This is a genomic window from Loktanella sp. IMCC34160 (assembly GCF_004145845.1).
Classification (GTDB): Bacteria; Pseudomonadota; Alphaproteobacteria; order Rhodobacterales; family Rhodobacteraceae; genus SELP01.
Genome location: NZ_SELP01000003.1, coordinates 421654 through 445301 on the forward strand (window position 1 = coordinate 421654; position 23648 = coordinate 445301).

The 23648-nt window shown below is 62.2% G+C and carries 30 protein-coding genes; 12 read left to right on the plus strand and 18 right to left on the minus strand.

Annotation, left to right across the window (positions count from 1 at the left end):
* Genes EU803_RS10220 through fliF form a run of 3 tightly spaced genes read right to left on the minus strand, consistent with a single transcriptional unit; the run spans nt 1 to nt 2412 of the window.
* Nucleotides 1–285, minus strand: a complete 285-nt coding sequence (locus EU803_RS10220; RefSeq protein ID WP_129682423.1) for a FliM/FliN family flagellar motor C-terminal domain-containing protein — start codon at nt 283–285, stop codon at nt 1–3.
* Nucleotides 278–850 (minus strand): hypothetical protein, encoded by a 573-nt coding sequence (locus EU803_RS10225; RefSeq protein ID WP_129682425.1) that lies wholly within the window; start codon nt 848–850, stop codon nt 278–280. Before EU803_RS10225 ends, EU803_RS10220 begins: the two co-directional genes overlap by 8 nt.
* 11 nt (nt 851–861) lie before the next feature.
* Nucleotides 862–2412 carry a flagellar basal-body MS-ring/collar protein FliF gene (gene fliF / locus EU803_RS10230; protein WP_129682427.1) on the minus strand — a complete coding sequence of 517 codons (1551 nt, stop codon included), beginning with the start codon at nt 2410–2412 and terminating at the stop codon, nt 862–864.
* A gap of 132 nt (nt 2413–2544) precedes the next feature.
* On the opposite strand from fliF, the gene EU803_RS10235 reads away from it, so the two are divergent.
* From EU803_RS10235 to EU803_RS10280, 10 genes are all read left to right on the plus strand, one after another.
* Nucleotides 2545–3036, plus strand: coding sequence for a flagellar basal body-associated FliL family protein (locus tag EU803_RS10235; RefSeq protein WP_129682429.1), 492 nt, complete (start codon nt 2545–2547; stop codon nt 3034–3036).
* A 12-nt stretch (nt 3037–3048) separates the two neighbouring features.
* Nucleotides 3049–3402 carry a hypothetical protein gene (locus EU803_RS10240; RefSeq protein ID WP_129682431.1) on the plus strand — a complete coding sequence of 118 codons (354 nt, stop codon included), beginning with the start codon at nt 3049–3051 and terminating at the stop codon, nt 3400–3402.
* A complete protein-coding gene (locus EU803_RS10245; RefSeq protein WP_129682433.1) occupies nt 3399–3989 on the plus strand; it encodes a hypothetical protein in 591 nt (196 codons plus the stop codon). Before EU803_RS10240 ends, EU803_RS10245 begins: the two co-directional genes overlap by 4 nt.
* Nucleotides 3990–4086: 97 nt before the next feature.
* The gene (motA, locus tag EU803_RS10250) at nt 4087–4956 is read left to right on the plus strand and encodes a flagellar motor stator protein MotA (protein WP_129682435.1); all 870 of its coding nucleotides are present in this window, start codon (nt 4087–4089) and stop codon (nt 4954–4956) included.
* Nucleotides 4953–7325, plus strand: coding sequence for a hypothetical protein (locus EU803_RS10255; protein WP_129682437.1), 2373 nt, complete (start codon nt 4953–4955; stop codon nt 7323–7325). Before motA ends, EU803_RS10255 begins: the two co-directional genes overlap by 4 nt.
* Before the next feature lie 359 nt (nt 7326–7684).
* Nucleotides 7685–8152, plus strand: coding sequence for a transglycosylase SLT domain-containing protein (locus EU803_RS18805; protein WP_242494336.1), 468 nt, complete (start codon nt 7685–7687; stop codon nt 8150–8152).
* A 3-nt stretch (nt 8153–8155) separates the two neighbouring features.
* Nucleotides 8156–10237 carry a flagellar biosynthesis protein FlhA gene (gene flhA / locus EU803_RS10265; RefSeq protein WP_129682441.1) on the plus strand — a complete coding sequence of 694 codons (2082 nt, stop codon included), beginning with the start codon at nt 8156–8158 and terminating at the stop codon, nt 10235–10237.
* Complete coding sequence (locus EU803_RS10270) at nt 10237–11013, plus strand: flagellar biosynthetic protein FliR (RefSeq protein WP_129682443.1); 777 nt, start codon at nt 10237–10239, stop codon at nt 11011–11013. The genes flhA and EU803_RS10270 overlap by 1 nt, the downstream gene beginning before the upstream one ends.
* A complete protein-coding gene (locus tag EU803_RS10275; protein ID WP_129682445.1) occupies nt 11010–12092 on the plus strand; it encodes a flagellar type III secretion system protein FlhB in 1083 nt (360 codons plus the stop codon). Before EU803_RS10270 ends, EU803_RS10275 begins: the two co-directional genes overlap by 4 nt.
* Nucleotides 12089–12484 (plus strand): hypothetical protein, encoded by a 396-nt coding sequence (locus tag EU803_RS10280; protein ID WP_129682447.1) that lies wholly within the window; start codon nt 12089–12091, stop codon nt 12482–12484. Before EU803_RS10275 ends, EU803_RS10280 begins: the two co-directional genes overlap by 4 nt.
* Here EU803_RS10280 and EU803_RS10285 read toward each other — a convergent pair whose 3' ends face one another.
* Genes EU803_RS10285 through EU803_RS10325 form a run of 9 tightly spaced genes read right to left on the minus strand, consistent with a single transcriptional unit; the run spans nt 12485 to nt 17049 of the window.
* Entirely contained in the window at nt 12485–13003 is a 519-nt protein-coding gene (locus tag EU803_RS10285; protein WP_129682449.1) for a flagellar basal body-associated FliL family protein, read from the minus strand. It abuts the gene before it with no gap.
* 15 nt (nt 13004–13018) lie between these two features.
* Nucleotides 13019–13747 (minus strand): flagellar basal body L-ring protein FlgH, encoded by a 729-nt coding sequence (gene flgH / locus EU803_RS10290; protein ID WP_129682451.1) that lies wholly within the window; start codon nt 13745–13747, stop codon nt 13019–13021.
* A 10-nt stretch (nt 13748–13757) separates the two neighbouring features.
* Complete coding sequence (gene flgA / locus EU803_RS10295; RefSeq protein ID WP_165352813.1) at nt 13758–14177, minus strand: flagellar basal body P-ring formation chaperone FlgA; 420 nt, start codon at nt 14175–14177, stop codon at nt 13758–13760.
* The gene (flgG, locus tag EU803_RS10300; protein ID WP_129682453.1) at nt 14174–14959 is read right to left on the minus strand and encodes a flagellar basal-body rod protein FlgG; all 786 of its coding nucleotides are present in this window, start codon (nt 14957–14959) and stop codon (nt 14174–14176) included. Before flgG ends, flgA begins: the two co-directional genes overlap by 4 nt.
* A 12-nt stretch (nt 14960–14971) precedes the next feature.
* A complete protein-coding gene (locus EU803_RS10305; protein ID WP_129682455.1) occupies nt 14972–15688 on the minus strand; it encodes a flagellar hook-basal body complex protein in 717 nt (238 codons plus the stop codon).
* Nucleotides 15689–15691: 3 nt separating this feature from the next.
* On the minus strand, nt 15692–15961 hold the full coding sequence (locus EU803_RS10310) for a flagellar biosynthetic protein FliQ (protein ID WP_129682456.1): 270 nt from the start codon (nt 15959–15961) through the stop codon (nt 15692–15694).
* Complete coding sequence (gene fliE / locus EU803_RS10315) at nt 15958–16251, minus strand: flagellar hook-basal body complex protein FliE (protein ID WP_129682458.1); 294 nt, start codon at nt 16249–16251, stop codon at nt 15958–15960. The genes EU803_RS10310 and fliE overlap by 4 nt, the downstream gene beginning before the upstream one ends.
* Nucleotides 16252–16263: 12 nt before the next feature.
* Nucleotides 16264–16656: a flagellar basal body rod protein FlgC gene (flgC, locus tag EU803_RS10320; RefSeq protein WP_129682460.1), complete on the minus strand. Its 393-nt coding sequence runs from the start codon at nt 16654–16656 to the stop codon at nt 16264–16266.
* A 9-nt stretch (nt 16657–16665) separates the two neighbouring features.
* Nucleotides 16666–17049, minus strand: a complete 384-nt coding sequence (locus tag EU803_RS10325; protein WP_129682462.1) for a FlgB family protein — start codon at nt 17047–17049, stop codon at nt 16666–16668.
* Between the two features lie 90 nt (nt 17050–17139).
* Between EU803_RS10325 and EU803_RS10330 the strand changes: the two genes are divergently transcribed.
* Nucleotides 17140–18474, plus strand: coding sequence for a FliI/YscN family ATPase (locus EU803_RS10330; protein ID WP_129682464.1), 1335 nt, complete (start codon nt 17140–17142; stop codon nt 18472–18474).
* Between the two features lie 37 nt (nt 18475–18511).
* Here EU803_RS10330 and EU803_RS10335 read toward each other — a convergent pair whose 3' ends face one another.
* The 6 genes from EU803_RS10335 to EU803_RS10360 all read right to left on the minus strand — a co-directional run bounded on the left by EU803_RS10335 (nt 18512) and on the right by EU803_RS10360 (nt 21860).
* A complete protein-coding gene (locus tag EU803_RS10335) occupies nt 18512–19324 on the minus strand; it encodes a DUF1217 domain-containing protein (RefSeq protein ID WP_129682466.1) in 813 nt (270 codons plus the stop codon).
* Complete coding sequence (gene flbT / locus EU803_RS10340) at nt 19321–19731, minus strand: flagellar biosynthesis repressor FlbT (protein ID WP_129682468.1); 411 nt, start codon at nt 19729–19731, stop codon at nt 19321–19323. Before flbT ends, EU803_RS10335 begins: the two co-directional genes overlap by 4 nt.
* Entirely contained in the window at nt 19728–20105 is a 378-nt protein-coding gene (gene flaF / locus EU803_RS10345; RefSeq protein WP_129682470.1) for a flagellar biosynthesis regulator FlaF, read from the minus strand. Before flaF ends, flbT begins: the two co-directional genes overlap by 4 nt.
* A 92-nt stretch (nt 20106–20197) precedes the next feature.
* A complete protein-coding gene (locus EU803_RS10350) occupies nt 20198–21022 on the minus strand; it encodes a flagellin (protein WP_129682472.1) in 825 nt (274 codons plus the stop codon).
* Nucleotides 21023–21247: 225 nt separating this feature from the next.
* Nucleotides 21248–21589, minus strand: coding sequence for a flagellar biosynthesis protein FlgN (locus EU803_RS10355; RefSeq protein ID WP_129682474.1), 342 nt, complete (start codon nt 21587–21589; stop codon nt 21248–21250).
* A complete protein-coding gene (locus tag EU803_RS10360; protein ID WP_129682476.1) occupies nt 21582–21860 on the minus strand; it encodes a rod-binding protein in 279 nt (92 codons plus the stop codon). The genes EU803_RS10355 and EU803_RS10360 overlap by 8 nt, the downstream gene beginning before the upstream one ends.
* Before the next feature lie 837 nt (nt 21861–22697).
* Here EU803_RS10360 and EU803_RS18595 point away from each other — a divergent pair.
* Nucleotides 22698–23645, plus strand: coding sequence for a flagellar hook-length control protein FliK (locus tag EU803_RS18595; RefSeq protein ID WP_165352814.1), 948 nt, complete (start codon nt 22698–22700; stop codon nt 23643–23645).
* The last annotated feature ends 3 nt before the right edge of the window (nt 23646–23648 follow it).

Genomic DNA, 23648 nt, shown 5'->3' on the forward strand with positions numbered 1-23648 from the left:
CTACCCAAGGTCGCCGGGGAGTGAGGCAACTTCGGTCAGCCGAACGGCAAGACGACCGGGCTCTCCGCCTTCCAGTTCTTCTAGAACGCCACGCGCAATGAGCCGGTCACCGATCAGCACCTCGACCGGATCGTCAATTCGTTTGTCAAGCGGAAGGACCGCGTTTTCCCCAAGCGCCAAGAGGTCCCTTACTGAAGGGCGCGCGTGTCCGACGGATACAGTGATTTCGATGGGAACGCTGTGCAGCGGGTGGTCGCTGCTTGAATGCGGTGTGGGGTCAGTCATCCTTGGTCTCCTTCGCGGTCTCGGAAATGATTGCCTCGAGTATGTTCTGGAGTGAGCTTATGGTTCTTTCGACATCGAACGTGGTCTCGCGGCGATCACTTCGAATTGTGGCTTCGCCTGGTTCGAGCGCCGCGTTCTGGCGGAAGCGAATGGGAAGATCCCGCCCGACCGCGTGCAGCAGTCCCGTGATCAGTTGAGATTGAGCGAGGTCGGGAAGCTCGACAATGATTTGACCGGCGAGGTCCGCTTGCACGGCGTCAAGGATTTCCGCGGCCAGATGTTGGGCGAGAGATATTTCGGAAAGGGCAGGCAAAAGCTTTTCCGACAGTGCTGCAATCAGCGGGGCCAGCTGTTCGAGTATCAAGCTCCGCGCTTCCGAATGCCCGAATTCCATGTCGGTCAATGCCTGGACCAATGCGGCGTCAATTCTTTCTTGGGCGGCTTCAACCTCGGCCATGGCATGGGCGTGACCGGCAGCGAAGCCCGCCTCATACTCCGGATGGACTTTCGCATCGGCGGGTTCGCGGGCGGAGTTGCCCTCGAGATCAAACGGTTGCAGGAACACGGGGCGCCCCATCAGGACTGTTCCACCTGTTCGCCGTCCTCGATCCAGCTTTGCAGGACCTTGAGCGTTTCACTTTGCCGCTCTTCGATGAGAGAGCGCAGCCGCTCCACCGGCGACACTGGCTCTTCTCCGGGCTGATCTTCGGGCGGGGCGAGTGCAATGGGTGCGGCGGCGTTCGGCGTCGCGACCTCGCCGGTCAGGGCCAGCAATTCAGGGCTATCGGGCGCGGGCAAAGCGGCCCGGCCAGAGGTCAGTATCGGCCGGACAACGAACAGGCCAAGGACGATAGACACGATCGCAAGAACGGCAAGCTGAACCAGCGACATGATGTCGATTGGCAACCCTGCGGCTTCGGCGGCTTCGGTGCCGGGCAGTTCAATCTGTTCAAAGGGCATCGACTTCAGCGTGATGACATCGCCGCGGCTTTCGTCGATGCCGATGGCCGAGGCGACGAGATCCCGCAGCGCGGCAAGCTCTTCCTCGGAACGGGGTTCCCGGACCGGTTGCCCATCTTCGCCGACGGCGGCGACTTCATTGACCAGGACAGCAACACTGATACGGCGTATGGCACCGGGGGCTCTCAGGATTTCCCGCTGCACCTCGCTGACGTCAAAATTGGTCAACGTCCGGCTTTCGTTGTTTTCGTTGGTCGACGCGCCATTTCCACCGGCGGCGTCGCCGTCCGGAAGGTTCGAGGCGACAGTGACATCCCCGCTGCGGCTGTCGGAGGCAGAATTCGTGCGCTCCTCAACCTCGGTTGAAATCGCGACTCGGCTGTCCGGGTCGATGGACCGTTCCACAATGGTTTCGGTTTCCGTTACGGTATCGACGCTCACCTCGACCACCGCGTTGCCAAGGCCGACCCGGGCCTCAAGAAGGCGTTGGGCCCTGTTGCGCAATTCTGTGGCACGCGCGTCCGCGCCGGTCTGCGCGGTCTCTTCATTGCCGGCGATCAATCCGCCGGCCGAATCGATCACCGCGACGTTGTCTGGCGACAGGCCCGAGACCGCCGAGGCAACGAGGTAGCGCAATGCCTTGGCCTGCGCCGGGCTGATCGTGCCGCCGACGGTGCCGACGGTCACGGCTGCTGTCGCCATCTGCTCTCGCGCAAAGGGCCGGTTCGTTGGGGAAGAAATGTGGACGCGGGCCGAGCGTATGTCGGGGCTGGATAGGATGGTCCGCGCCAGTTCCCCCTCCTTGGCCCGCCAATAGGCCGCGTCGAACATCTGCGATGTGGTTCCGAACCCGGAGAGGGAATCAAGAAGTTCGTAGCCCTGTGCCCCATTTGCCGGAAGCCCCTCGGCCGCCAGCGTCATGCGCAAGACATCGCGCTGGGACTGATCAACGTAGATCGCCGCGCCGCGTACCTCGTACTGGACGCCACGTTGTTCAAGCGCGGCGACCACATCGCCCGATGCGCCCGGCTCCAGACCTGAATAAAGAAGGGCCATGTTGCGGCTGCTGCTGGTGTTCGCAATGGCAAGGACCGCCGCAAAAACGACCACGGCGGCCGTCAGGGCGATGATCTTCTTGCGCATATCCAGCGACGTCCAGACGCTCATCAGGTTGTTCAAGGGGCTTCTCCTTGTCCGGCGGGCTTTCTGCCTGCTTTGCCCATCAATGCGCGATCAGCCTTAACAATCGGTTAGCCAATCCCGGGGTATGAACGTCCGAACCTCAAAAGGATCAGTCAGATGTCCGAGGAACCGGAAACAGAGGCGGAAGAGCCGCCGAAGAAGAAATCGAAGAAGGGGCTGCTCGTTGGCCTTGTTCTTGCCCTTCTGGGGGCCGGCGGCGGCTTTGCAGCGGTCCAGATGGGCCTGATCGGCGGTCCGGCCGAAGAGGAGGCGCATGCCGAAGACCATATCGAGGTCTCGCCGCTGCCCCCGATTGCTTTTGTGCCGCTTGACCCGCTGATCATCTCGCTCTCGGGGCAGGGTTCCAGCAGGCACCTGAGATTTGCCGCACAGCTGGAGGTGCCGCCCGATTTTGTGGCCGAGGTTGAGGCGATCAAGCCGCGCATTGTCGATGTGCTGAATGGCTACCTGCGGGCGGTCGAAACCGCCGATCTGGAAGACCCGGGCGCCCTGATCCGTCTTCGCGCGCAAATGTTGCGCCGGATTCAGGTGGTCGCGGGTGAAGGGCGGGTGCGGGACCTTTTGATCATGGAATTCGTACTGAACTGACAGGAGTCCAGAATGGACATGATATCTGACATTCTTCTCATGGCGGGGGCGCTGGGCGCCGGGCTATATTGCTACGTCCTGTCCCGTCGGCTGCGGAGGTTCACCGACCTGGAAAAAGGCGTTGGCGGCGCTGTTGCGGTCTTGTCGATGCAGGTGGACGATCTCGCGAATGCGCTGGAGAAGGCACAGGGATCGGCGACGGTCTCGGTCTCGCGACTGGCCGAGGTCAGCAACCGGGCCGAGTCGGCAGCGCGGCGGCTTGAGCTGCTGGTTGCCTCGCTTCACGACTTGCCCGAACCCGTCGCACCCCAGCCGGAACCGATCAGCCCCTTCTTCGTGCGCGACTCTGCCGGGGTTCGGCAATGACCCGCGCGACCCAGGTGAAACGGCGACCCAAAGGGGTTCTCCTGATCCTCGCGGCCTTGCTGGTCGGGTCGGGTGTTTTGCGCATTGGGGACAGCGCCGGTCAGGCGATTGCCGGCGGCAGCCAGCAGTCCGAACGGTCGGAACCGGTGGCGGAAGGCCCGTCGGAATGCCTGACTGAGCGGGACGCCTCGGCGCTTCTTGAGGCGTTCCGAGACAGAGAAGCCCAGGTTGCCGAGAGGGAGAACCGAGTCGAAGACCGGCTTCAGGCATTACGCGTCGCAGAGGCGCAGATCGAGCAGCGCCTTCAGGAACTCCGTGCCGCCGAAGAAGCGCTTGCCGCGACGCTAAGCCTTGCCGACACTGCGGCGGAAACGGACCTCGAACAGCTGACGCAGGTCTATCAGAACATGAAACCGCGCGATGCCGCCGCATTGTTCGAGGAAATGAGTCCGGATTTCGCGGCCGGGTTCCTTGGCCGCATGCGGCCGGACGCCGCCGCGGCGGTCATGGCGGGGCTGGAACCGGGGACCGCCTATTCGATCAGCGTCGTCCTTGCGGGTCGCAACGCGAACGTGCCCAGCGACTAACAAAAAACGGGCAACGATCAGAAAGCCTTAACCTCAATCGTGCCAGTGTCGGACCGGGCCGCTCGGCCCGGTCCAATTGTGTTCAGGAGCAGTTCGAATGGTAGGGATCATCGGTATCGTCATCATCTTTGTGATGGTGTTCGGCGGCTACATGCTTGCCGGGGGCAAGCTGGGTATCATCCTGAAATCCCTGCCGTTCGAGATGATCATGATCGGTGGTGCGGCTGTTGGGGCCTTTGTGATTTCCAATGACGGCTCTGCGATCAAACACACGCTCAAGGACGTCGGAAAGGTCTTCAAGGGGCCGAAATGGAAGCACGAGGATTACAAGGATCTTCTATGCCTGCTGTTCGAGCTGATCCGCGTGGCCCGGTCCAACCCGGTTGCGCTGGAAGAGCATATCGAAAACCCTGCCGAGTCCGCGATTTTCGGGAAGTATTCGAAGATTCAGGGGGATGGCGAGGCGGTCGCGCTGATTTGCGATACGCTCCGGTCGGCCTCGATGAATTACGACGACCCGCACCAGGTCGAAGAGGTCCTCGACAAGCGGATGGAATCGGCGGCGAAACATTCGATGCATTCCACTCATGCCCTGCAATCCATCGCGGATGGTCTTCCGGCGCTTGGAATCGTCGCGGCGGTTCTGGGGGTGATCAAGACGATGGGGTCGATCGACCAGCCGCCGGAAATCCTTGGCAAGATGATCGGGGGCGCGCTTGTCGGTACATTCCTGGGCGTGTTCCTTGCCTATGGATTGGTCGGCCCCTTCGCGGCCAAGTTGACCACGGTGCTGGAAGAGGACACGCATTTCTATCACCTCATTCGTGAAGTGCTGGTGGCCAATCTTCACAACCATCCACCCAATATCTGCATCGAGGTCGGGCGCCAGAACACACCCGGGCATTGCCGCCCCTCGTTCAATGACCTTGAAGAGGCGTTGAAGTCTCTCAAGCAGGAGGCGGCATGAGACGGCTCTGGCCCTCTATTGCCTTTTTGGTTTGGGCCGCCCCTGTCTGGGCGCTCGATGTTCCTGTGCGTAGTGGCGAACATGGCGCGTTTACGCGGCTTGCGATGCCCCTGCCCGCGGATGTGACGTGGACTGTCGGCAGGACAGACACGGGATATGGCGTCCGACTGGATGATGCGGACACCGAATTCGACCTGGCTTCCGTCTTCGCCCGGATCGGCCGCAACCGGATCGCGGGCCTGCGGTCAGCGGAGGATGGGACCCTTCGGATCGATCTGGGTTGCGACTGCCATCTTATCGCATACCGATTCCGCGACCAGTGGCTCGTCCTGGATGTCCGAGACGGGCCGGCCGCACCTGATTCCCCGTTTGAAGATCCCTTCGTGGAAACCGAAGTCGCGTCGAACGAAACCGTTCCGACCCGACCGGCGCCGGCGATGCGTCTGCCCTTGATCTTCGACCACCCTGCCGTCGGGCAGGGGTCGGAGATGCGGACAGCCTCGGCGGTTCCCAGCCCGAGTGCGCAACCGCAGTCGGATTTGCCACCGGAGGACCACCGCGCTGATCCATCGGCCAAACCGCATGTTCCGGATCCATTCGATGTCGCGCCGGGGCTGGATGTGGCTTCGGAGGAATCAGAGGCGGCTCTCGCCGAGACGATCGCACGGGCCGTCTCACAGGGTTTGTTGTCGCCTTCGGACGGGCAACCGCATTCATCTACTGCGCCGGAACAACCGGAACCGCACCGTGAAGATATCGCACCAGCGGAAACAGTTGCCGCGCCTCCAATCGTATCGGATCAGACCGACGGAATGCCCGACGAACAGGCCGCCCACCTCTGGCCCGGCATCACCGCAGAGACGAGTATCGACCGGGAAAGACCCGCGGCTCAGGGTGCGCCGGGAACCCTTGAAGACACCGGCGCCTGCTTGCCAGAGTCCTATTTCGCGGTCGGGGATTGGGGGGATGACCGGGACTTTCCGACGCAGATTGCCGAACGCCGTGCCGCGCTGACGGCAGAGTTCGACCTCGTGCCCGAAGGCGCTCCGCTCGCCCTGGCCCGGACCTACATCTTCTTCGGCTTCGGGCGCGAGGCAAAACGCGCGCTCCAGATGGATGGTGTCGGGTCACAGGAAAGGAGCGTGCTTCTTGCACTCGCCGCCCTTGTGGATGGGGAACAGGCACCCTTTCCAATCCTTGATTCACAGCTTGAATGCGCTGGCCCCGGCGTATTGTGGGCGCTTTTGTCGGTGGACGGGCGAACAAAGGGCAGCCCGATTGACACCAATTCCATCCGCCGCGCGTTTCGCGATCTGCCCGTGGCGTTGCAGGGTCATATTGGAAACCGGTTGTCCGAGGCGCTTGTCGCGGCCGGAGAGACAGAGGTGGCCCGGCTAATTCTCGAACGATCGGAACCAGCCGTGACAGGGGCCACACCCGAAGCGGAAATGGCCCGCGCCGAGATCGCAGTTGCCGATCAGGATCACGCTGGCGCCCGGACCGCCCTCGATGAGGCGGTTCAGTCCGACATCCGAATGCCACCCGAAGCGATCCTGCGCCTGTTCGAGCTGTCCCATGCCGACCGCGCGCCGGTGGAGGAGTCTGTCTTCCTGCTGTCAGAGGCCTACAGATTTGAAAACCGCGGCACACGTCTGGCGGTGGATCTGGCAGTCGCGGAAATGCGCGCGCGTCTTGATCTGGGGCAGTTCGACGTCGCGGCCGGGCTTCTTGATACCGTGGCCCATGACATCCCCACTGCCGAATTGCGCGACCTGACGAGCGAAGCCGCATTGGCGCTGGCAAGGGACGCGTCTGATCTGGATTTTCTGCGGCTGAGCCTGTCCCGGCTGTCCGCCGGTCTGTTGCCCGACGCAGAACATGCGCTTGCGCGGCGGCTTCTGGACCTCGGGTTTCCGGATCGGGCGCGTAGCCTGATCTTGTCCGGTACAGACAGGGAATTCGCGGAAGAGCGCAGATATCTGCGCGCCGAATCCGCAATTGCGCTTGGCCGACCCGAAGACGCGATAGAGGAGCTTTCCGGCATGTCAGGGGAGACCGCCGCGCGGCTCCGGACACATGCCTTGGCGGCTTTGGGGGATTACGGGGCGGCCCTATCCGCCGGAGCCGCTCTGCCAAAGTCCGAAGATCTGACAGAGACAGCATGGCGCGCGGGCGCTTGGGCACAATTGGAAGGCAGCGACGAAGCGGTCCTGCGGGATGCGGCCGGCGCAATGGCTAATCGGCCAGACGCGGACACAGCCGTTCTGCCGTCCCTTTCTGCCGGCCGCGACGCGTTGACCGCCTCGGAGGGATCGCGCGAAATAATCGACCGCCTCCTTCAGCGGTTCCCGACAGAGCCCAATCCCTGATCGGGGGTCTGCCCGTCGACGATTACCATTTGTAAAGCATCCGCCGATAGCCTGCCGAGGTCAGCAGCAGAAAGCGCCCGGACATGACATCGCAGCGGAGAACCCCGTCAAGGATTCGGCCAGACAATCGGCCCGGGCCGGTGGCCCGGTGGATTCTGGTTGTTGCGGTCTCCCTTCTGTCCAATCTTCCGGGCCTGTCTGGCGGCCCCGCAATCGCCCAGTCCGAACTTTGCCATTCGGCGGCGGCCCGGGCGTCGGCGGAAACCGGTGTTCCCCTGCAAGTCTTGATTGCCATCAGCATGACAGAGACGGGGCGACGGCGCGGAGGACGGACAGAGATCTGGCCATGGACCGTGAACATGGAAGGCGCGGGCAGGTGGTTCGATGATGCATCCGGCGCGTTGGACTTCGCCAAGGCAGGGCTTGCTCAAGGTCGAACGAGTTTCGACGTGGGCTGTTTTCAGATCAACTATCGTTGGCACGGGATGCATTTCGCATCGCTTGAAGACATGTTCGACCCGGACTTAAATGCCCTATACGCCGCGCGGTTCCTGAACCGCCTTCAATCTGAAGGGCGCAGTTGGTCTGAAGCGGCGGGCGCGTATCATTCCAGGACGCCGGAATATGCCGCGCGCTACCGGGAAACCTTCGATGCGCATTTCTCAGCCTTGGAGACCGGTGGCCCTGTCCTCGCATCTGCGCAAGAGGCCATTGAACAGCAAAATCCCGCGCTGACCGCTCTGCGTGTGAATACCTATCCGCTTCTTCAGCGGACCGAGGGAACCTTGAGTCTTGGCTCGCTCGTGCCACTGGATCCGAGGGGCTAGGTGATGTCGATCCGATCAATCTTCCAACCGACCGTCCTGCTTGCCCTCGCGCTGATGTCGATCATCGTGATGATGATCCTGCCGATGCCACCGATCATCCTCGATATCGGTCTGGCAACTTCCTTTGCCCTAGCGATCCTGATTTTCACGATTACGCTCTTCATCGAACGCCCGCTCGATTTCTCGGCATTCCCGACGGTGCTCCTCGCTTCGCTGATGCTGCGGCTGTCGTTGAATGTGTCATCGACAAAGCTGATCATTGGTGAAGGCCATACCGGAACCGCGGCAGCGGGCGACGTGATTCAGGGGTTCGCCAATTTCATCATGGGTGGCTCCGTGATGCTGGGCCTTGTTATCTTCGGCGTGCTCTTGATCGTGAACTTCGTCGTCATCAACAAGGGCGCGACCCGGATGGCAGAGGTTGGCGCGCGATTTGCCCTCGACGGGATGCCGGGCAAGCAACTCGCGATTGACAGTGACATGAGCGCCGGTGCCATCGACCACACCGAGGCGAAGCGGCGCAGAGAACTGGAGCAGGCGGAGACAACCTTTTTCGGATCGCTCGACGGTGCGTCGAAATTCGTCAAGGGCGACGCGGTGGCCGGTCTGTTGATTACGGCGCTCAATCTGATCATGGGTTTGATCATGGGGGTCGTCTTGCACGATATGCCCATCGGACAGGCCTTTGAAACCTATGCCATCCTGACCGTCGGTGATGGGCTTGTCAGCCAGATTCCGGCAGTGATCATCTCGATTGCATCCGCCCTCCTGCTGGCGCGCGGGGGGGCGACCGGCGCGACGGACCTCGCGCTTGTCAGTCAGTTGGGGCGGCACCCGGCCGCGCTCGGAACGGTGGCGCTCTTGATGGTGTTGTTCGCCCTTGTGCCGGGCCTGCCGTTCGTTCCTTTCATCCTGGGCGGCGGCACGCTTGGCGGTTGCGCCTTTATCGTCGCCCGGCGGCAGGCGGAGCGGGCAAGAACGGCAGACGCACAGATCAAACAAAAGGACGAGGAAACCAAACCGACATCCCTCGGGGATGTGCTCGACCTCGACGATATTCATGTCGAATTTGCGCCGGACCTCGTCGACATGGTTCTGGATCCGGGAACCGGCCTCGATGCGCGGATCGCGAATATGCGAAAGCATGTGGCGACAACCTTTGGACTGCTCCTGCCGGAAATCCGCCTCACGGACAATCCGGCTCTCGTGGCCGGTCAGTACAGGGTCCGTATCCAAGGCGTTGAGCAGGTGCGGGATACCCTCCGGCCCGGGCGACTTCTTGCGCTGCTTTCCGGGCAAGAGCCGGACCTTTTGCCGGGGGAGGACGTGAAGGAACCTGTCTACGGGGCGCCCGCCCGCTGGATCAAACCGTCCGAGGCGGAAACGGCGGAGATTATGGGCCTGACAACCGTGCAGCCGACCGAGGTGCTTGCGACCCATCTGCTTGAAGTGATCAAACGGAACTTCCCACGGTTGCTCTCGCTCCGGGCCCTGCGCCGATTGCTGGACGAATTGACCAACCTGTCTGATCGCGACAGGGCAGAGGCGAACCGTCGGATGCTGGATGAACTCATCCCGGAAAAGGTCCAGATCGACCTTCTTCTTTCGGTTCTCCGACTGTTGTTGGAAGAGCGGGTGTCGATCCGGAATCTACCCCTGATCCTCGAAGCGATTGCCGAGGCGCGACCGTTGTATCAAACGTCCGAAGGGGTGGCCGAACATGTCCGGCAGAAACTTGGCTTTCAACTAATCGCCGATCTGCGACGCGATGACGGTACCCTCCCGCTGGTCCAACTTGCGCCGGAGTGGGAAGATACCTTCAGCACCTACCAGATCAATTCCGACCGGGGCGCTGGCGATGTCGCCCTGCCGCCGGAAGAGTTCAACAAACTGTCCAACGCCATTGCAGAGAAACTGAACGCGGCGGCAGACAAGGGAACCTACGCCGCCCTCGTTACCACTATGCGTCGTCGCAGGTTCATTCGCACGGTCATGGCGGCGCGGGGTCTGTCCAACCCGGTGCTGAGTTTCGAAGAAATCGGGCTGGATGCCAAACCCGCGCTCGTCGGAATGGTCGCCGCGTGATGGAGGAACTGGCGGCGCTGCTTCCCTATGGTCAGGCCATCCTGAGCGGATGGTTTCTCGTTTTCATTCGGATCGGTGCGATGATGGCGCTGCTGCCTGCATTCGGAGAGCAATCGGTTCCGGTGCGGGTCAAGTTGGGGCTGGCCCTCGCCTTCTCGCTGGTGGTTGCTCCTGCGGTTCTATCCAGCGCGCCCGCGCCCATTGGGTTTCTTCAGATGATCGGGTCCGGCGGTGCAGAGACCGTTGCGGGGTTGTTTCTGGGCATTGTCCTCCGGCTCATGATCGTCGCCTTGCAGATCGCCGGCACCATCGCTGCGCAATCCACGTCCCTTTCGCAGCTGTTCGGGGGAAGTGCTGGCACCGATCCGCAACCGGCGATGGGACATTTGCTTGTCATCGGCGGCCTTGCCCTTGCTGCAATCTTGGGGCTGCACGTGAAGGTCGCGGCCTTCATGATCGGGTCCTACCAGTTGATTCCGATCGGTCAGGTAATTTCACCGCAGGTCGTCGCCGAAGCCGGTCTTGCGCGGATAACGTCGTGCTTTGCGCTCGGGTTCACGCTCGCGGCGCCGTTTGTGATCGCCTCGCTGATCTACAACGTCACCCTGGGCGTCATCAATCGCGCGATGCCACAACTGATGGTCGCCTTTGTTGGGGCCCCCGCCATAACCGCGGGGGGGCTGCTTCTCCTGACGATCTCGGCCCCGATCATCCTGTCGATTTGGTCGGGCGCGTTTGACGCGGTCTTGGCGGACCCGTTCGGAGGTGGAGGATGAGCCAGCCCGGAGATGACAGCGACAAGCAATATGAGCCGACCCAGAAACGTCTGGACGATGCCCGTAAGAAGGGTGAGGTGCCACGGTCGGCTGATCTGACAACGGCCGCCGGCTATGGCGGATTTCTCCTCGCGGCGATGGCGTTTGGTCCGGTGACCATCGTGAGTTTGGGAACACTGCTTGCAAACCTCTTGTCCCAGGCCTCGCCGTTGTCGGCGGATGTCTTTGCCGCCAGTGGGGCACCGCTGACCGGCGCGCTTCTCGTGGGGGTCGGGGCGGCCATGCTTCCGTGGTTCGGCATTCCGGCGGCATTGGCGCTATTGTCCGTCGTCGCGCAACGCGGGCTTGTCTTTGCGCCCTCAAAGCTGGAGCCGAAGCTAAGCAAGATTTCTCCAATCCAGTCCTTCAAGAACAAATTCGGGCGCAACGGATTGTTCGAGTTCGCCAAGAGCTTTGCCAAGTTGATGCTCTATTCCGTTGTCCTCGGTTTCTATCTTGCCGCCCAAATGGAACGGATCATCGGCACGCTCACGCTTGATCCCGGACAGATTGCGGCGGAATTGGCCGGCCTCGCACTTGGCCTGATGTTCATCGTTCTGCTGATCGCACTCGTGCTTGGGGGTCTCGATTTCACCTGGCAAAAGGCGGAGCATATCCGCAAGAACAGGATGAGCAGAAAGGAAATGACGGACGAGGCCAAAGAGGCCGAGGGCGATCCGCATATGAAGCAAATGAGACGGCAGAAGGGCATGTCGATCGCCATGAACAAGATGCTGGTCGAGGTGGAGACCGCCAATGTCGTGATCGTCAACCCGACCCATTATGCCGTTGCGCTGAGATGGGACCGGTCCAGTCCGCAGGCGCCTGTTTGCGTTGCCAAAGGGGTTGACGAAATCGCCGCCCGCATTCGCGAAGTGGCGGCAGAACATGCGGTGCCGATCCGGTCCGACCCGCCGACTGCGCGGGCACTTCATGCCACCGTCAACCTTGGTGAGGAAATCCCGCCCGATCACTATCGCGCCGTTGCCGCCGCGATCAGGTTTGCCGAGGCGGTGCGTCAGAAAGCGGCCCGCAAGTGAACGTGCGGATCGCGCAAATTCGCGGCTTGCAACACCTGACGGAGCTTCAGTTGCGGGCAGAGGAAGCAAAGTTCGCCGAGCTAAAGTTAAGAGAGGCCGAGATTCGCCGGCTTCTGGCTGACCTCAAGAGCGAGCGCGCAGGACGTATGGCCGCGGTTGGGCAGGCGCCGGATCTGGCCTTCGCTGCCGGAGCGGATGTTCGGTGGCTACGCTGGGTCGATCAGCGTCGCTCTGCCCTGAACTCAGAGCTGGCGCAGCTGCTTGCCGCTCAGGACACCATGCGCGAGGCGCTGCGTCGGGCCTTTGGGCGCGACCAGGCCACAAAGGCGCTGCTGGAACAGGAAGAAAAGGCGCGGGCCCAGATCCGGGCCCGCCGTGCAAATTGGGACTGATCAGACGTCCTGCCGGACAATATCGATAATCAGAACATCTGTGACCTGCGAGCCGAGTGTCGATTGTGCGGCTTCCCGCAGGGCTTCCCGCAGGGACCGCATGTTCTGCGAACTGGTAAAGGCGCCGTCGAAGCCACCCAGATTCGCGTGATCGAACAGAACCTGCAGGAATTCGTCGCGCAACTTCGGCTCGGTCTGGAAGACCGGCTCGCGCGCTCCGGCTACGACCTCGATCGAAAGTGACAGCACCACAAGGGCCGAAACCTTGCCGTCGTCCACGACAGGTACGACAAACTGGTTATTCAGCCGGGCATACTCCCGCGCCGGTTGGTCTTCGGAGCCACCCGGCGGAGGGGTTTCAGCAAACGGGTGTTCCTCGTCGCCATGCACATCGGTCGCCGGGGCACATTCCGCCAGAGCGGGGTCTTCGTGCGTCGGCGGGAACAGGAAAAGCCCGGCACCGACGCCGCCGCCGACGCCGACCAGAAGCAGGATGAGGGGCAGTAGAATCTTCTTCATTGCGCTCTCCATGCCCTAGAAGGGCAGAACCGTGTCCATAATCTGCTGGCCGTAGCGGGGCTGCTGGAAATCGGAAATCTGCCCGCGCCCGCCATAGGAAATTCGGGCCGATGCGATCTTGTCATAGGTGATCTCGTTCTGGCGGCTGATGTCTTCGGGCCGGACAAATCCGGTGATGGTCAGCTCTCGAAGTTCAAAATTCACCCGCACCTCTTGCGTGCCCTGAATTTCCAGGACGCCGTTGGGCATGATATTCACGATGGTCGCCGCGACCCGCAGGGTCAGCTTCTCGTTCCGGCTGACCGAGCCGTCGCCCGCAAATGTGCTGCTTGAATTCAGCCCGACGGCCGCGTCCATCGACGCGCCTTCGGGCAAGGCTTCGTCAATTCGCTGGGGGATTCCGAACAAGGACGGCACCGACATGGATTGCCCGTCCGACCGCGATCTGTCCGAGGAGTTGGAGATCGACGCGGAATCGTTGATCTCGATCACGACGGTCAGGATATCGCCCTGCTGCATGGCGCGCCGGTCGTCCCAAAGCGATCCGCGTGCCCCGGTCCAGAGCGAGGCGGGTTCGGCGGGCCGGTACTGCGGGTTCGGTGTTTCTTGCGGCAGGCCGGTGGACATCATGGCGGTGCGTTCGATGCCGGCCTGCGGCGGGGTGAACTCGGGGGCGCGTCCGACCTGCGACAGCGGGCTACAGGCGGCAAGGACGGCGCAAAGGGACAGCATCGAAAGGCGCATGGTTTTTCCTTCAATAGGCAACATAGGCGGCCCCGTCGGCCCCGATCCGGGCGCTGACGGTTGAGCGGGAGGCAAGGTTCATGACCCGGATCAGGTCGCCGGGCCCGGCCCGGTCCAGTGCCCGCCCTTCGGTGGCAATGTAGAGCCCGCCCCGGTCGTAAATCAGCGGGATGATCTGGTTGCGTTCTACAACGGCCGGCATTCCGACGTCTCCGGGCCGGATCGGGCGCCCGGCATAGAGGGCAACACGCGCCTCCATCCCGACCAAAAGGGCGGGGTCCGCAACGCCGCCCGGCACATCGAGATCCCGCAACAAAAGGTCGTCTGGCCCAATCACCGTCTGCGCCGGGATTGTCCGCGCCGCGACCACGATTTCGGCCAGGGCCGCGCCGGGCATCAAAAGGATGGATAGGACGAGCGCGCGGATCATCGGATCTGCACCATTGAGCCAAGCATCTGGTCGGCTGCGCTGATCACCTTGGAGTTCAGCTCGTATCCGCGCTGCGCCTCGATCAGGTCAGTCACCTCTTTCACGGCGTCGACCGAGCTGTCTTCGAGATAACCCTGCCGCAGATAGCCGACCCCGTCCTGTCCCGGCGACGAAACGGTCGGCGGGCCAGAGGCGGGCGTTTCAAGAAAGAGGTTTGACCCGATCGCTTCCAGCCCTTTGGGGTTGGTGAAGCCGGTCAGGGAAAACTGACCAAGAAGTTCGGGTTCGACCCTGTCGGTGAAATAGGCATAGACCTCGCCCTCGCCATTGATGCTGATCGATCGGGCATCGCGCGGGATGGTGATGTCGGGAACAACGGGATAGCCGTCCGAGGTGACGATCAGCCCGTCGCCGGTGCGCTTCAGCCCCCCGTCGCGGGTATAGGCCGAATTGCCGCTGGGCAGAGTTACCTCGAGGTATCCGTTGCCTTCGATCGCGACATCAAGATCGCCCCCCGTGGCGGCCAGCGCCCCTTGTGACAACATCACCGAAACAGAGGTTGGCCGGACGCCAAGGCCAAGCTGCACGCCGGTTGGCAGGACGGTGCCATCGGCCGCGTTGATCGTGCCGGGCCGGGCCATCTGCTGATAATGCAGGTCGGCGAATTCGGCGCGCCGGGGGTTGTAGCCGGTGGTGTTCATATTGGCGAGGTTGTTCGAGATGACCTCGACCCGCATCTGCTGCGCAGTCATCCCGGCGGCGGCGATTTTCAGGGCGCGCATGGTCTGATCCTCCTATCGTCCAAGGGTCCGGATGACGCCGCGAATGCGTTCGTCTTCCTTGTCCATGAAGCTTTGTCCCAGTTCGTAGGCGCGCTGCACCTCGATCATCCGGGTGATCTGTTCGATCGGATTGACATTCGAATCTTCTAGGAACCCCTGAAGAACGCGACCGTCGATCGCGGGTTCGAACCCGCCCGGCGCGGCGAAGCGCACCCCGTTCTCCCGGGTCATCGACAGTGGGTCGCTCGGCATAACGATGCCGATCTGGCCGACCGGTTGACCGTCCGCCGAAATCGTCCCGTCCGGCGCGATCCCGATGGTGCCGACCCCTTGCGGAACAAAGACCGGTGCGCCACCGGCATCCAGAACCGGATAGCCGTCCATCGTAACAAGATCCCCGTTTTCATTCGGGGTGAAGGCGCCCGCGCGGGTCAGACGTTCGCCCTGCGGGGTCTGGATCAGGAAAAAGCCCTCGCCTTCGATGGCAAGGTCGAACGTGCCGCCGGTCTGGGCAAGGGCGCCTTGGACGGTTGATGTCTGCCGGACGGCGGCCGTGGCCATGGAAAGCGACGGATCGTTTGGTCCCAGCGCCTTGATGTGTTCCGCAAAGGTGACACCTTCGGCCCGGAATCCGGTCGTGTTCGCGTTGGCGATATTGTTGGCGACGGCCTGCATTTCGGCCATCAGGCCGGATTGCCGGGTCAGCGCGGTGTAGAATGCGTTGTCCATTTCTCAGCGCCCCGCGATGATCGGGACGAGCGTGTTCTGAAAGAACGACACCAGCGTTTCCGTCATGAACCCCATTGTCAGCCAGAAGACCGCAACGATGGCGATCAGCTTGGGGACAAAGGTCAGGGTCATTTCCTGGATCGAGGTCAGCGCCTGAAACAGACCGACCAGAAGGCCAGAGGCCAGCGCCGCCGTCAGGATCGGGATCGAGGTCAGCACCGCGACCCACAGCCCCTGCCGCAACGTGTCGTAGAACATCGTGTCGGTCATCATACCGGCATCCTCAGGATTTCCTGATAGGCCTCGACCACCTTGTCGCGCACGGTCACGGCGGTTTCGACGGCCAGTTCCGTCTGTGCCAGAGCCTGAACAAGGGCATGGGGGTCAAGACCGCTGGTCATTGATTGCATCGCCATCTCTTCGCCCTGTTGCAGGGTTTGGGCGAAATCACCGGCGGCGCGGGCAAAGGCCGCGCCCGCGCCTTCTCCGTCACCGGGCTGCGGGGCTGTCGCCTGCCGCGACGCGGCATAGGCATTGGCGGCGAGATTTGGGCGAATATCCATAGCGCGGCCTCCTTATTTGCGGATCAGGTCCATCAGCGATGACGACATTTGCCGCAGCTGATCGAACATCTTGAGGTTGGCTTCGTAGCTGCGCTGGGCCTCCCGCGCGTCGGCGATCTCCACCAGAAGGTTCACGTTCGATCCTTCGTAATGTCCGGTCGGATCGGCGAGCGGGTGGGCCGGGTCATAGACCTGCGCGAGCGGACTTTGGTCGAGCCGCACCGGTCCGAGATCTACACGGCCCGTCCGTTCGCCACGGGCGACTTCCTCGGCAAAGTTGATGGTCTTGCGGTGGTATCCCGGCGTATCCGCGTTGGCGATGTTTTCGGACAGGTGGCGAATGCGGCCGGACTGGGCCCGCATGCCCGAGGCGGCGACGGAAAGGGCGTTGGAGAAATCTGTCATACCCGCCCCCTATCGACCCAACGTGGTGCGCAGCACCTTCATGCCATGTTGGTAGATCGCCAGTGCGCGGCCATGCTCGCGCTGGATATTGACGGCGTTGACCATCTCTTCCTCTAGCGAAACGGTGTTGCCATTTGGCGAGGCTTCGGTGTCGGCGAATTCGACACGGGCCTGCGCGGACAGTTGCCCACCCGCCAAATGGCCGGCGCGGGTCTGGCGCAGGGCGACTGGGGTCGGATCGTCCCGAAAGGTTTCCGAAAACGGCGCAATGCTCCGCGCCCGATAGCCGGGCGTATCGGCATTGGCGATATTCTGGGCCGTCAGGGCCTGCCTTTGGCTGGCATGCTGGGCCATGGATCCGGCGACCCGGAACAGGTTGAGCGATGAATACATCGGGGCTTCTCCCGCGATTAGCTTCAATGAAGGCTTAACCGTGATTCCTTAAGAACGTGTTGTCGGCATCCGAAGTGGAAGGATCAGCAGGTGAAGACAGACATTCTTGAAAGGGCGCGGGCCGCCATGTCCGCAGTTCCAACGGCTTGGCCCGTTGGCCGGGTCGTCGGCGTCTTTGCCGGGACGGTTCAGGTTGCGGGGTTGCCCGCCGATGTCCGGTTGGGCGACCGTGGCTATGTCGTCGCCAAGGATGGGGACCACGCGGCCGAAGTTGTGCGTTTGCAAGACGGGCATGCCATCCTCTTGACGGAGGGCGCACCAGAAGGGGTATCCATCGGCGACAGGTTTCGGCTTGAGCGGGGTGCCCGTTTCGCCCCGGACCAAAGCTGGATTGGCCGGGTGATCGACCCGGATGGCAAACCGCTTGACGGGCGGCCATTGTTGCCCGGGGTGGAGCCGCGACACGTCCGCGCTGCGCCGCCGCCATCCTATGACCGGCGCCGCCTTGGTGCGCGGATGGAAACCGGGCTGGCTGTCTTCAATACGCTTCTTCCTCTTGCCCGGGGCCAGCGGCTTGGTCTTTTCGCCGGGTCCGGTGTTGGCAAATCGACGCTGCTTGCCGACTTCGCCCGCGGGGTCGGGGCCGACGTCGCCGTGATCGCACTGGTGGGGGAGCGCGGGCGCGAGGTGCGCGAATTCGTGGACGAGGTTCTTGGGCCGGAAGGGATGGCGCGCAGTGTCGTTGTCGCGGCGACCTCTGATCGTGCGCCGCAGGTGCGGTTCCGCTGTGCACTGGCCGCGACCGCCGTGGCCGAGCATTTCCGGGGAGAGGGAAAACAGGTGCTGCTCCTTGTGGATTCGATTACCCGCTTCGCAGAGGCGCAAAGGCAGCTGGCCGTCGCGGCCGGAGAGCCGGTTGCTTTGCGCGGGTATCCCGCCTCGACCGGTCCGGCGATTGCGGCCCTTTGCGAACGGGCCGGACCCGGCGCCGGGACAGACGGGGATATCACGGCCATCTATTCTGTCCTGGTGGCTGGTTCGGATATGGAAGAACCGGTGGCGGATATGTTGCGGGGGGTTCTGGACGGTCACATCGTTCTGGATCGCCAGATTGCCGAACGGGGCCGGTTTCCGGCGGTGGATCTGCTGCGGTCCGTGTCACGGTCGCTTCCGGCGGTGGCGACGGCGTCGGAGAATGCGGCGATTGCGGAAACGCGAATGCTGTTGGGGGCCTATGATCGGGCAGAACTGATGATTCAGTCAGGGCTCTATGCCGCCGGATCTGATCGGCGCGTCGACCGCGCGATAGAGGTGCATCCGTCGCTGGAACGGTTTCTCGCGATGCGGGAGATTCGGGACATCACCTCAAGCTTCAAGGCACTGCAGGCGATTCTGGGGGAAAAGACCTCGACCCGAATGTCCTAACCGTTGCGTGCCGTCCCGGATATTTCGCTTTGGCCGCTTACGGCTGGGCGCCGTAGGGTCGCGGCATGGACTGCAGAAGGGACAGCGCGATCGTTCCACCGGTGGTGGACCCGCCCGACGCAAGCTGTGCCTTGGCCATATAGAGCCGGATCATCTTGTCCTGGTTCTCAGGCGCCGCAAGCTCGCTCAGATCAGAGGTTCCAAAAATCGCCTCGGCCCGGGATTTGAACTGGTCCAGTTGTTGCTCGATGTCGATCTGGGCGATCGCCGTTGGCAGACCAAGCGCGCCCTCGACCAGTTTTCGCAGCGGCGGGTTGCCCATGACGGCGAACCAGCGCGCATCGGGGCCGGTCTGGCGGTCCAGAACCGTCGCCAAACCTTCCGACAATCCAAGCGCGAGCCGCATGTCCTCATCCTGGGCGCCGACGGCAACTTCGAATTCCCGCGCTTCGTATTTCGCGATGATCCTGTCGGTAAACCCAGAGAGGCCGGTTTTGGGAAAGCCGTTTCCGAAACCGAACGCTTCCGAGAATTCCGCATAGCGTTTGTCGGAAAGTCGGTTGGCAAGGGCTTCATCGCTCTGCGTTCCATCGCTCAGAACCCGGGCGACAAAGGCCTTTGCGTTGATGTCTTCTCCAAGGCCGAAGGCACCCAGCGCGACCTCCATCAGGCGCCGGTCGGCGACGAGCGCGTCGGCGTTGGTGATCTTGCCGATGTTCTCTTTGAAATAGTCCGTCGCCCGCTGGATCGCGGGCGACTTGACAAAGCTTTCCTGCTGGGTGGGCAATGTCCGCTGCAAAAACCGCCAACCCGCATAGCCAGAGATGGGGAGGATCGGTTGAAAGGTCATTGCAGCCTCGGACCGCTGGACAGCAGGCGCTCTTCTCTTGGCAAAAGCGAGCGAAGAGATTTGAGAGCCCTGTAAAAATCCTTGTCGATGACGGCGGCAGAGGCCGCGTCGAGGATTGAACGGCTGTCTCCATCCCGCAGCGCCTGTGACAATTGCTCGATTCCGCGCATCAGCTGGTGGTGTGCCTCGACAGGATCGGCATCGCCGGACAGAACCAGCTGCGCGATATAGCAGACACGGCGCACCGGCGTGTTCACCTCGTCCGGGCGGATTGCGTCTCGCAGTCGCAGGATGTTGGCATTCGGGGTCAGGATCGACAGGCGCGACCGGCGGTCGCCGTTTTCGATCACCGCGCCATTCACAAGCACCCGTTCCTTGGGGTTGAGTTTCAGGACAAGGCCGCTCATGACGCAGTCCCCTCTCCATTGAGGCCGGCGATCATCGCGCGGTTGATCTCGATAAGCGCATCCGGCGTCGCCTGGCCCTGCAGAACGCGCGAGGTGTGGGCGAAGGTGAATTCGGCGAGATAGAAGATCTGGGCGCGCAGTTCTGGCGGCAGTGTGTTGCCCTTGTCGGCAACATCTACGGCAAGAAGGGTCCAGAACTGGCGGTTGTCATGCAGAGCCCCAACGAGCGCGCTGTGGGTGCGGGGCAGGTCGGACGCGGCGGATCGAAGCCGTGCGTTTATCTGCGCAAACAGCTGGGCTTCGGTGGATCGATCGGTTCGCAGATGTGTCTGAGCCGGGGAATAGGCCTGGCGGGCTTGTTCAATGACGTTCACGAGATGTCCTTTCGGGACGGAGGAGAACGAAACGCGGTTTTACCGCGGCGAAGGGGTTGGGGGCGCGATGTTCACCGCGCCCCCGGCTGGACTTAACGGAACAGCGACAGGATCGACTGCGGCGCCTGGTTGGCGATCGACAGAGACTGCACCCCAAGCTGCTGCTGCACCTGCAGAGCCTGCAGCCGGGCCGACGCTTCTTCCATGTCGGCATCGACAAGTGCGCCGATACCGGATTTCATGGCGTCGGTGACCTTGCCCACGAATTCGTTCTGATCCGAGATCCGTTTGGCGGACGCGCCAAGCGTGGCAGCGCCGTCAATAGCGGTCTGGATCAGGGTCTCCATCGCCGCGAGCGAAGTATCGGCGGCGGTCGAGGAAGAAACGTCAATCGTGGTCAGGTCGAGTCCGGCTTCGAAATCCACCGATGCGACCGTGATGTTCTGGGCAGTGACGGCACCCGCCGCATCCCGGTCGAGGGACGACAGAACCGTCACGTCGCCACCTGCGGTATTGAGCAGGTTGGCACCGTTGAACTGCGACGCCGAGATGATCGAGGTGATCTGATTTTTCAGCTCATCTACATCCGCGGTGATCTTCGCGTGATCGACGTTCTCGCCGGTCGCGGCGACGACCTTCTCTTTCATTTCGTTGAGAAGGTTCGTGATCTGTTCGGCGCCGGCATTCGCGATTGCGACGGTCGATTCACCAAGCGAAAGAGATTCCGAAACGGCCGAGAACCCCTTCACGTCGGATTCCATGACTTTCGAAATGGCCCAGATCGCAGAGTTGTCCTTCGCCGTGGCGATTTCCTTGCCGGTGGAGATCATGTCCTGGGTTTTGGCCAGGTTGCCGTTGATGGATTTCAGGGTTTGCAGCGCCACCATTGCGCTGTTGTTCGTCAGAATGCTCGACATGTGTCAGAGTCCTTTTTGATGTGGCGCGTTTTGCGCCAAGATTTCGTGAGCCGCCAATTCGGCGGTATGACGTCGTTCTGACGGGTGCTTTCAGACGGGTTTTCCGACTGGCGCCACTTCGTGCGAAGTGCCCGGAAACCCTGGCGGTCAGAGGCCTAACAGAGTGCTAACCGCGGCTGCCAAAATCGTTTCAGTTTGATTGAATTGCGTTGATTCGGGGCCGAGTCAGGCCCGTTTCTCCAGGTCATGCTGACCGCTGGGAACCGACACGCGCGACCCGTCGCGACTGTAGGTTTCAAAGGATTTCTGGACACGGCCAACGGCCTTGAGCCGCTCGGCGACGTCGCGGATGCCGCGGCGGGCAGCATCGGCAAGCGCAAGGTTGCGCTGGACGAGGTTGGACAAAAGGGCAAGCGTTTCGGCATCCGGCCGGGCGGTTTCGAGCGAATCGATCAACTCCGTCTTTTCGGCGTCAAAGCCCCGAAGCCGGTCAAAGTCACCGGATAGAAGTGCGGCACGCTCCACTTCGAGGATGCGCAGCAAACGATGTACAACCGGATCAGTCATTGGCCCGGGCCTTGAGCGCTTCGAACAGGGACTCGGCAAGTCCGACGCCACCGGCCTGCGCCATCTCCCGTGCTTGTGCCTCTCGCAGGAACGAACTGAAATGTTCTTCTCCGGCCCCGCCGCCAAAGTCGCCCGGCGCCGCGCCAACCCCGGCGGATTTCAACATCTCGGCAAGGAAACTTGCCTCAAGATCGCGCGCCGCCTGCCGGAGTTTTGCATCCCGCCCATCCAGAACCGGACTGGCAACCGTGGTGATCGAGTCAATCGTCATCATTCGCTCCAATTCGAGAGAGTTTCGATGACGATGGCAGCGAACGGTAAAGAACCGGTAACCCTTCGACAGCTAGATAGAGGTCGATGATCAGGATCGGAGAACCCGATGAACACCCATGATGTGACCGCCCTTTCGCCTCGGTCGGAGAGTTGGAAACAGCACGACGCTGCAAACCGTTCGGCTGTGCAGACCTCGCATAGCCCCTTTGCGCAAAGTTTTGAGGCAGAGAAAGCCGATCATAGGGGTCGGTGGGGCAATGCCGGCGGGCAAGCTGCATCTAACGAAGTTGCATCGGGCGGGTCCGGTCCAGAGGAAGAAGTTACCGCCGGACCGGAGGCCGCGTCGCGGGCGAGGTGGTCTGATCCCCAGTCCTGGCATGGTTCACTTGTTGGGACAGATCGTCCGGATCGGGTGCTGCCGCGTGAATGCCAAAAGCAGTGTTGGACAGATGTATCGTCCGACGAGACTTTGGCACTGGAGGGGCAAGTTCGATCTTGTGGAGAGCCCGTCCCGACAGTGTCGGTCAGGGTCGATTGTAAGCCAACCTCTGGTTCTGCGGACGGCGCAATGCCCTACGGGGAACAATCTGATGACACGGATTCGGGCAGTGAACGACCTAAGGATGCTGCGGGGGTGTGGCTCCATCAAACGCCCGGTCCCGGCATGGAACCTTCGGTCGTGACTGAGGGGCAATCTGATTGGCCGCACAGAACATCGTTCAGGGGGGCCGCGCCGTATAATGCGTCCGTGCCGGATCGGACGGATGTGACCGAGCAGCTAGCAGAGGGTGAAGGTCAATCATTCAGAGAGACCTCCAAAGCCCCGGTTACAGCTTTGATCCAACCGGGACGCGGCGATCAGGTTCTGGGTCAGTCAGCCGGTGCCTACGCGCAGGCGGACGGCCGGAATTCCGGGGTCGGACCGGCGCTCCTATCGGATACCCCCTGGCCAAACGACTTGGACGGTCAGGCCACGGTGCAGTTGGCCGGTGATCCTACCCAACCCGCCGAACGGCACGGATTCATGTTGCCCCAGCCCACACCCCAGAATGGCGCGGGGCGTCCCAACCTGATGCAAGCAGACCCCTCGGTTGATGCGTCGGAAAATGCGGCTGGGGCTGGCACCGAGCCTGATGAATCACTGCCGGAGAGCCAGCCGAACCATCCGCGCCAGGACGGTCCCTCGGTCATTTTGCCCCAACAGGCGCGCGCCGATGAAAAAGCGGTGAACCCGACGGTTGCCCTGCCCTTCAACAGGTTGTCAGAAGAGGCCCTGATCGGCGGCGAGTTCGAGGAGTTGCAGGCCTTTCCGAGCCTTTCAGAGGTGATGGGGCAGTCGGTCGGCCGCACAACCCCGGTGGTGTTTGCATCGCCACCGGCGGCAGCTGGCGCGGAGGTCGCCCGCCAAGTGGCCAGCCAGATCGCCGTCGCCGCACAATCCGATGGCAGCACCGAGATCGCGCTGGACCCGGTGGAATTGGGCAAAGTGAAACTGCGACTGACCGGGAGCGAACACGGGATGTCCGTCCTGATCATTGCCGAACGGCCGGAAACGGCGGACCTGATGCGTCGACATGTCGAAATGCTGGCGCAGGAATTCCGCGACCTTGGCTATTCCGACCTTCAATTCCAGTTTGAAAGCGGTGGGGAACACAAACGAGAGGCCGATCAATCCGACGCGCCGACCTCGATCCGCGAAGAACCCATGGCCGAGGCCGCACCGCAGCCGCAGCGCCAATCCCGACCGATCGCCGGGGCTGGCGGCCTTGACCTGAGATTATAGGAG

What these genes read in the sequence shown, in the direction of transcription:
- EU803_RS10275 (WP_129682445.1), top strand. Translation starts at nt 11,010, where the DNA reads ATGAGCCAGCCCGGAGATGACAGCGACAAGCAATATGAGCCGACCCAG.
- flbT (WP_129682468.1), bottom strand. Translation starts at nt 19,731, where the DNA reads ATGAGCGGCCTTGTCCTGAAACTCAACCCCAAGGAACGGGTGCTTGTG.
- EU803_RS18805 (WP_242494336.1), top strand. Translation starts at nt 7,685, where the DNA reads ATGGAAGGCGCGGGCAGGTGGTTCGATGATGCATCCGGCGCGTTGGAC.
- EU803_RS10245 (WP_129682433.1), top strand. Translation starts at nt 3,399, where the DNA reads ATGACCCGCGCGACCCAGGTGAAACGGCGACCCAAAGGGGTTCTCCTG.
- EU803_RS10235 (WP_129682429.1), top strand. Translation starts at nt 2,545, where the DNA reads ATGTCCGAGGAACCGGAAACAGAGGCGGAAGAGCCGCCGAAGAAGAAA.
- EU803_RS10350 (WP_129682472.1), bottom strand. Translation starts at nt 21,022, where the DNA reads ATGTCGAGCATTCTGACGAACAACAGCGCAATGGTGGCGCTGCAAACC.
- EU803_RS10240 (WP_129682431.1), top strand. Translation starts at nt 3,049, where the DNA reads ATGGACATGATATCTGACATTCTTCTCATGGCGGGGGCGCTGGGCGCC.
- EU803_RS10270 (WP_129682443.1), top strand. Translation starts at nt 10,237, where the DNA reads ATGGAGGAACTGGCGGCGCTGCTTCCCTATGGTCAGGCCATCCTGAGC.
- flgG (WP_129682453.1), bottom strand. Translation starts at nt 14,959, where the DNA reads ATGCGCGCCCTGAAAATCGCCGCCGCCGGGATGACTGCGCAGCAGATG.
- flhA (WP_129682441.1), top strand. Translation starts at nt 8,156, where the DNA reads ATGTCGATCCGATCAATCTTCCAACCGACCGTCCTGCTTGCCCTCGCG.
- EU803_RS10285 (WP_129682449.1), bottom strand. Translation starts at nt 13,003, where the DNA reads ATGAAGAAGATTCTACTGCCCCTCATCCTGCTTCTGGTCGGCGTCGGC.
- EU803_RS10335 (WP_129682466.1), bottom strand. Translation starts at nt 19,324, where the DNA reads ATGACCTTTCAACCGATCCTCCCCATCTCTGGCTATGCGGGTTGGCGG.
- EU803_RS10310 (WP_129682456.1), bottom strand. Translation starts at nt 15,961, where the DNA reads ATGATGACCGACACGATGTTCTACGACACGTTGCGGCAGGGGCTGTGG.
- fliE (WP_129682458.1), bottom strand. Translation starts at nt 16,251, where the DNA reads ATGGATATTCGCCCAAATCTCGCCGCCAATGCCTATGCCGCGTCGCGG.
- flgA (WP_165352813.1), bottom strand. Translation starts at nt 14,177, where the DNA reads ATGATCCGCGCGCTCGTCCTATCCATCCTTTTGATGCCCGGCGCGGCC.
- motA (WP_129682435.1), top strand. Translation starts at nt 4,087, where the DNA reads ATGGTAGGGATCATCGGTATCGTCATCATCTTTGTGATGGTGTTCGGC.
- EU803_RS10255 (WP_129682437.1), top strand. Translation starts at nt 4,953, where the DNA reads ATGAGACGGCTCTGGCCCTCTATTGCCTTTTTGGTTTGGGCCGCCCCT.
- EU803_RS10360 (WP_129682476.1), bottom strand. Translation starts at nt 21,860, where the DNA reads ATGACGATTGACTCGATCACCACGGTTGCCAGTCCGGTTCTGGATGGG.
- fliF (WP_129682427.1), bottom strand. Translation starts at nt 2,412, where the DNA reads ATGAGCGTCTGGACGTCGCTGGATATGCGCAAGAAGATCATCGCCCTG.
- EU803_RS10355 (WP_129682474.1), bottom strand. Translation starts at nt 21,589, where the DNA reads ATGACTGATCCGGTTGTACATCGTTTGCTGCGCATCCTCGAAGTGGAG.
- EU803_RS10325 (WP_129682462.1), bottom strand. Translation starts at nt 17,049, where the DNA reads ATGTATTCATCGCTCAACCTGTTCCGGGTCGCCGGATCCATGGCCCAG.
- flgH (WP_129682451.1), bottom strand. Translation starts at nt 13,747, where the DNA reads ATGCGCCTTTCGATGCTGTCCCTTTGCGCCGTCCTTGCCGCCTGTAGC.
- EU803_RS10220 (WP_129682423.1), bottom strand. Translation starts at nt 285, where the DNA reads ATGACTGACCCCACACCGCATTCAAGCAGCGACCACCCGCTGCACAGC.
- flgC (WP_129682460.1), bottom strand. Translation starts at nt 16,656, where the DNA reads ATGACAGATTTCTCCAACGCCCTTTCCGTCGCCGCCTCGGGCATGCGG.
- EU803_RS10305 (WP_129682455.1), bottom strand. Translation starts at nt 15,688, where the DNA reads ATGGACAACGCATTCTACACCGCGCTGACCCGGCAATCCGGCCTGATG.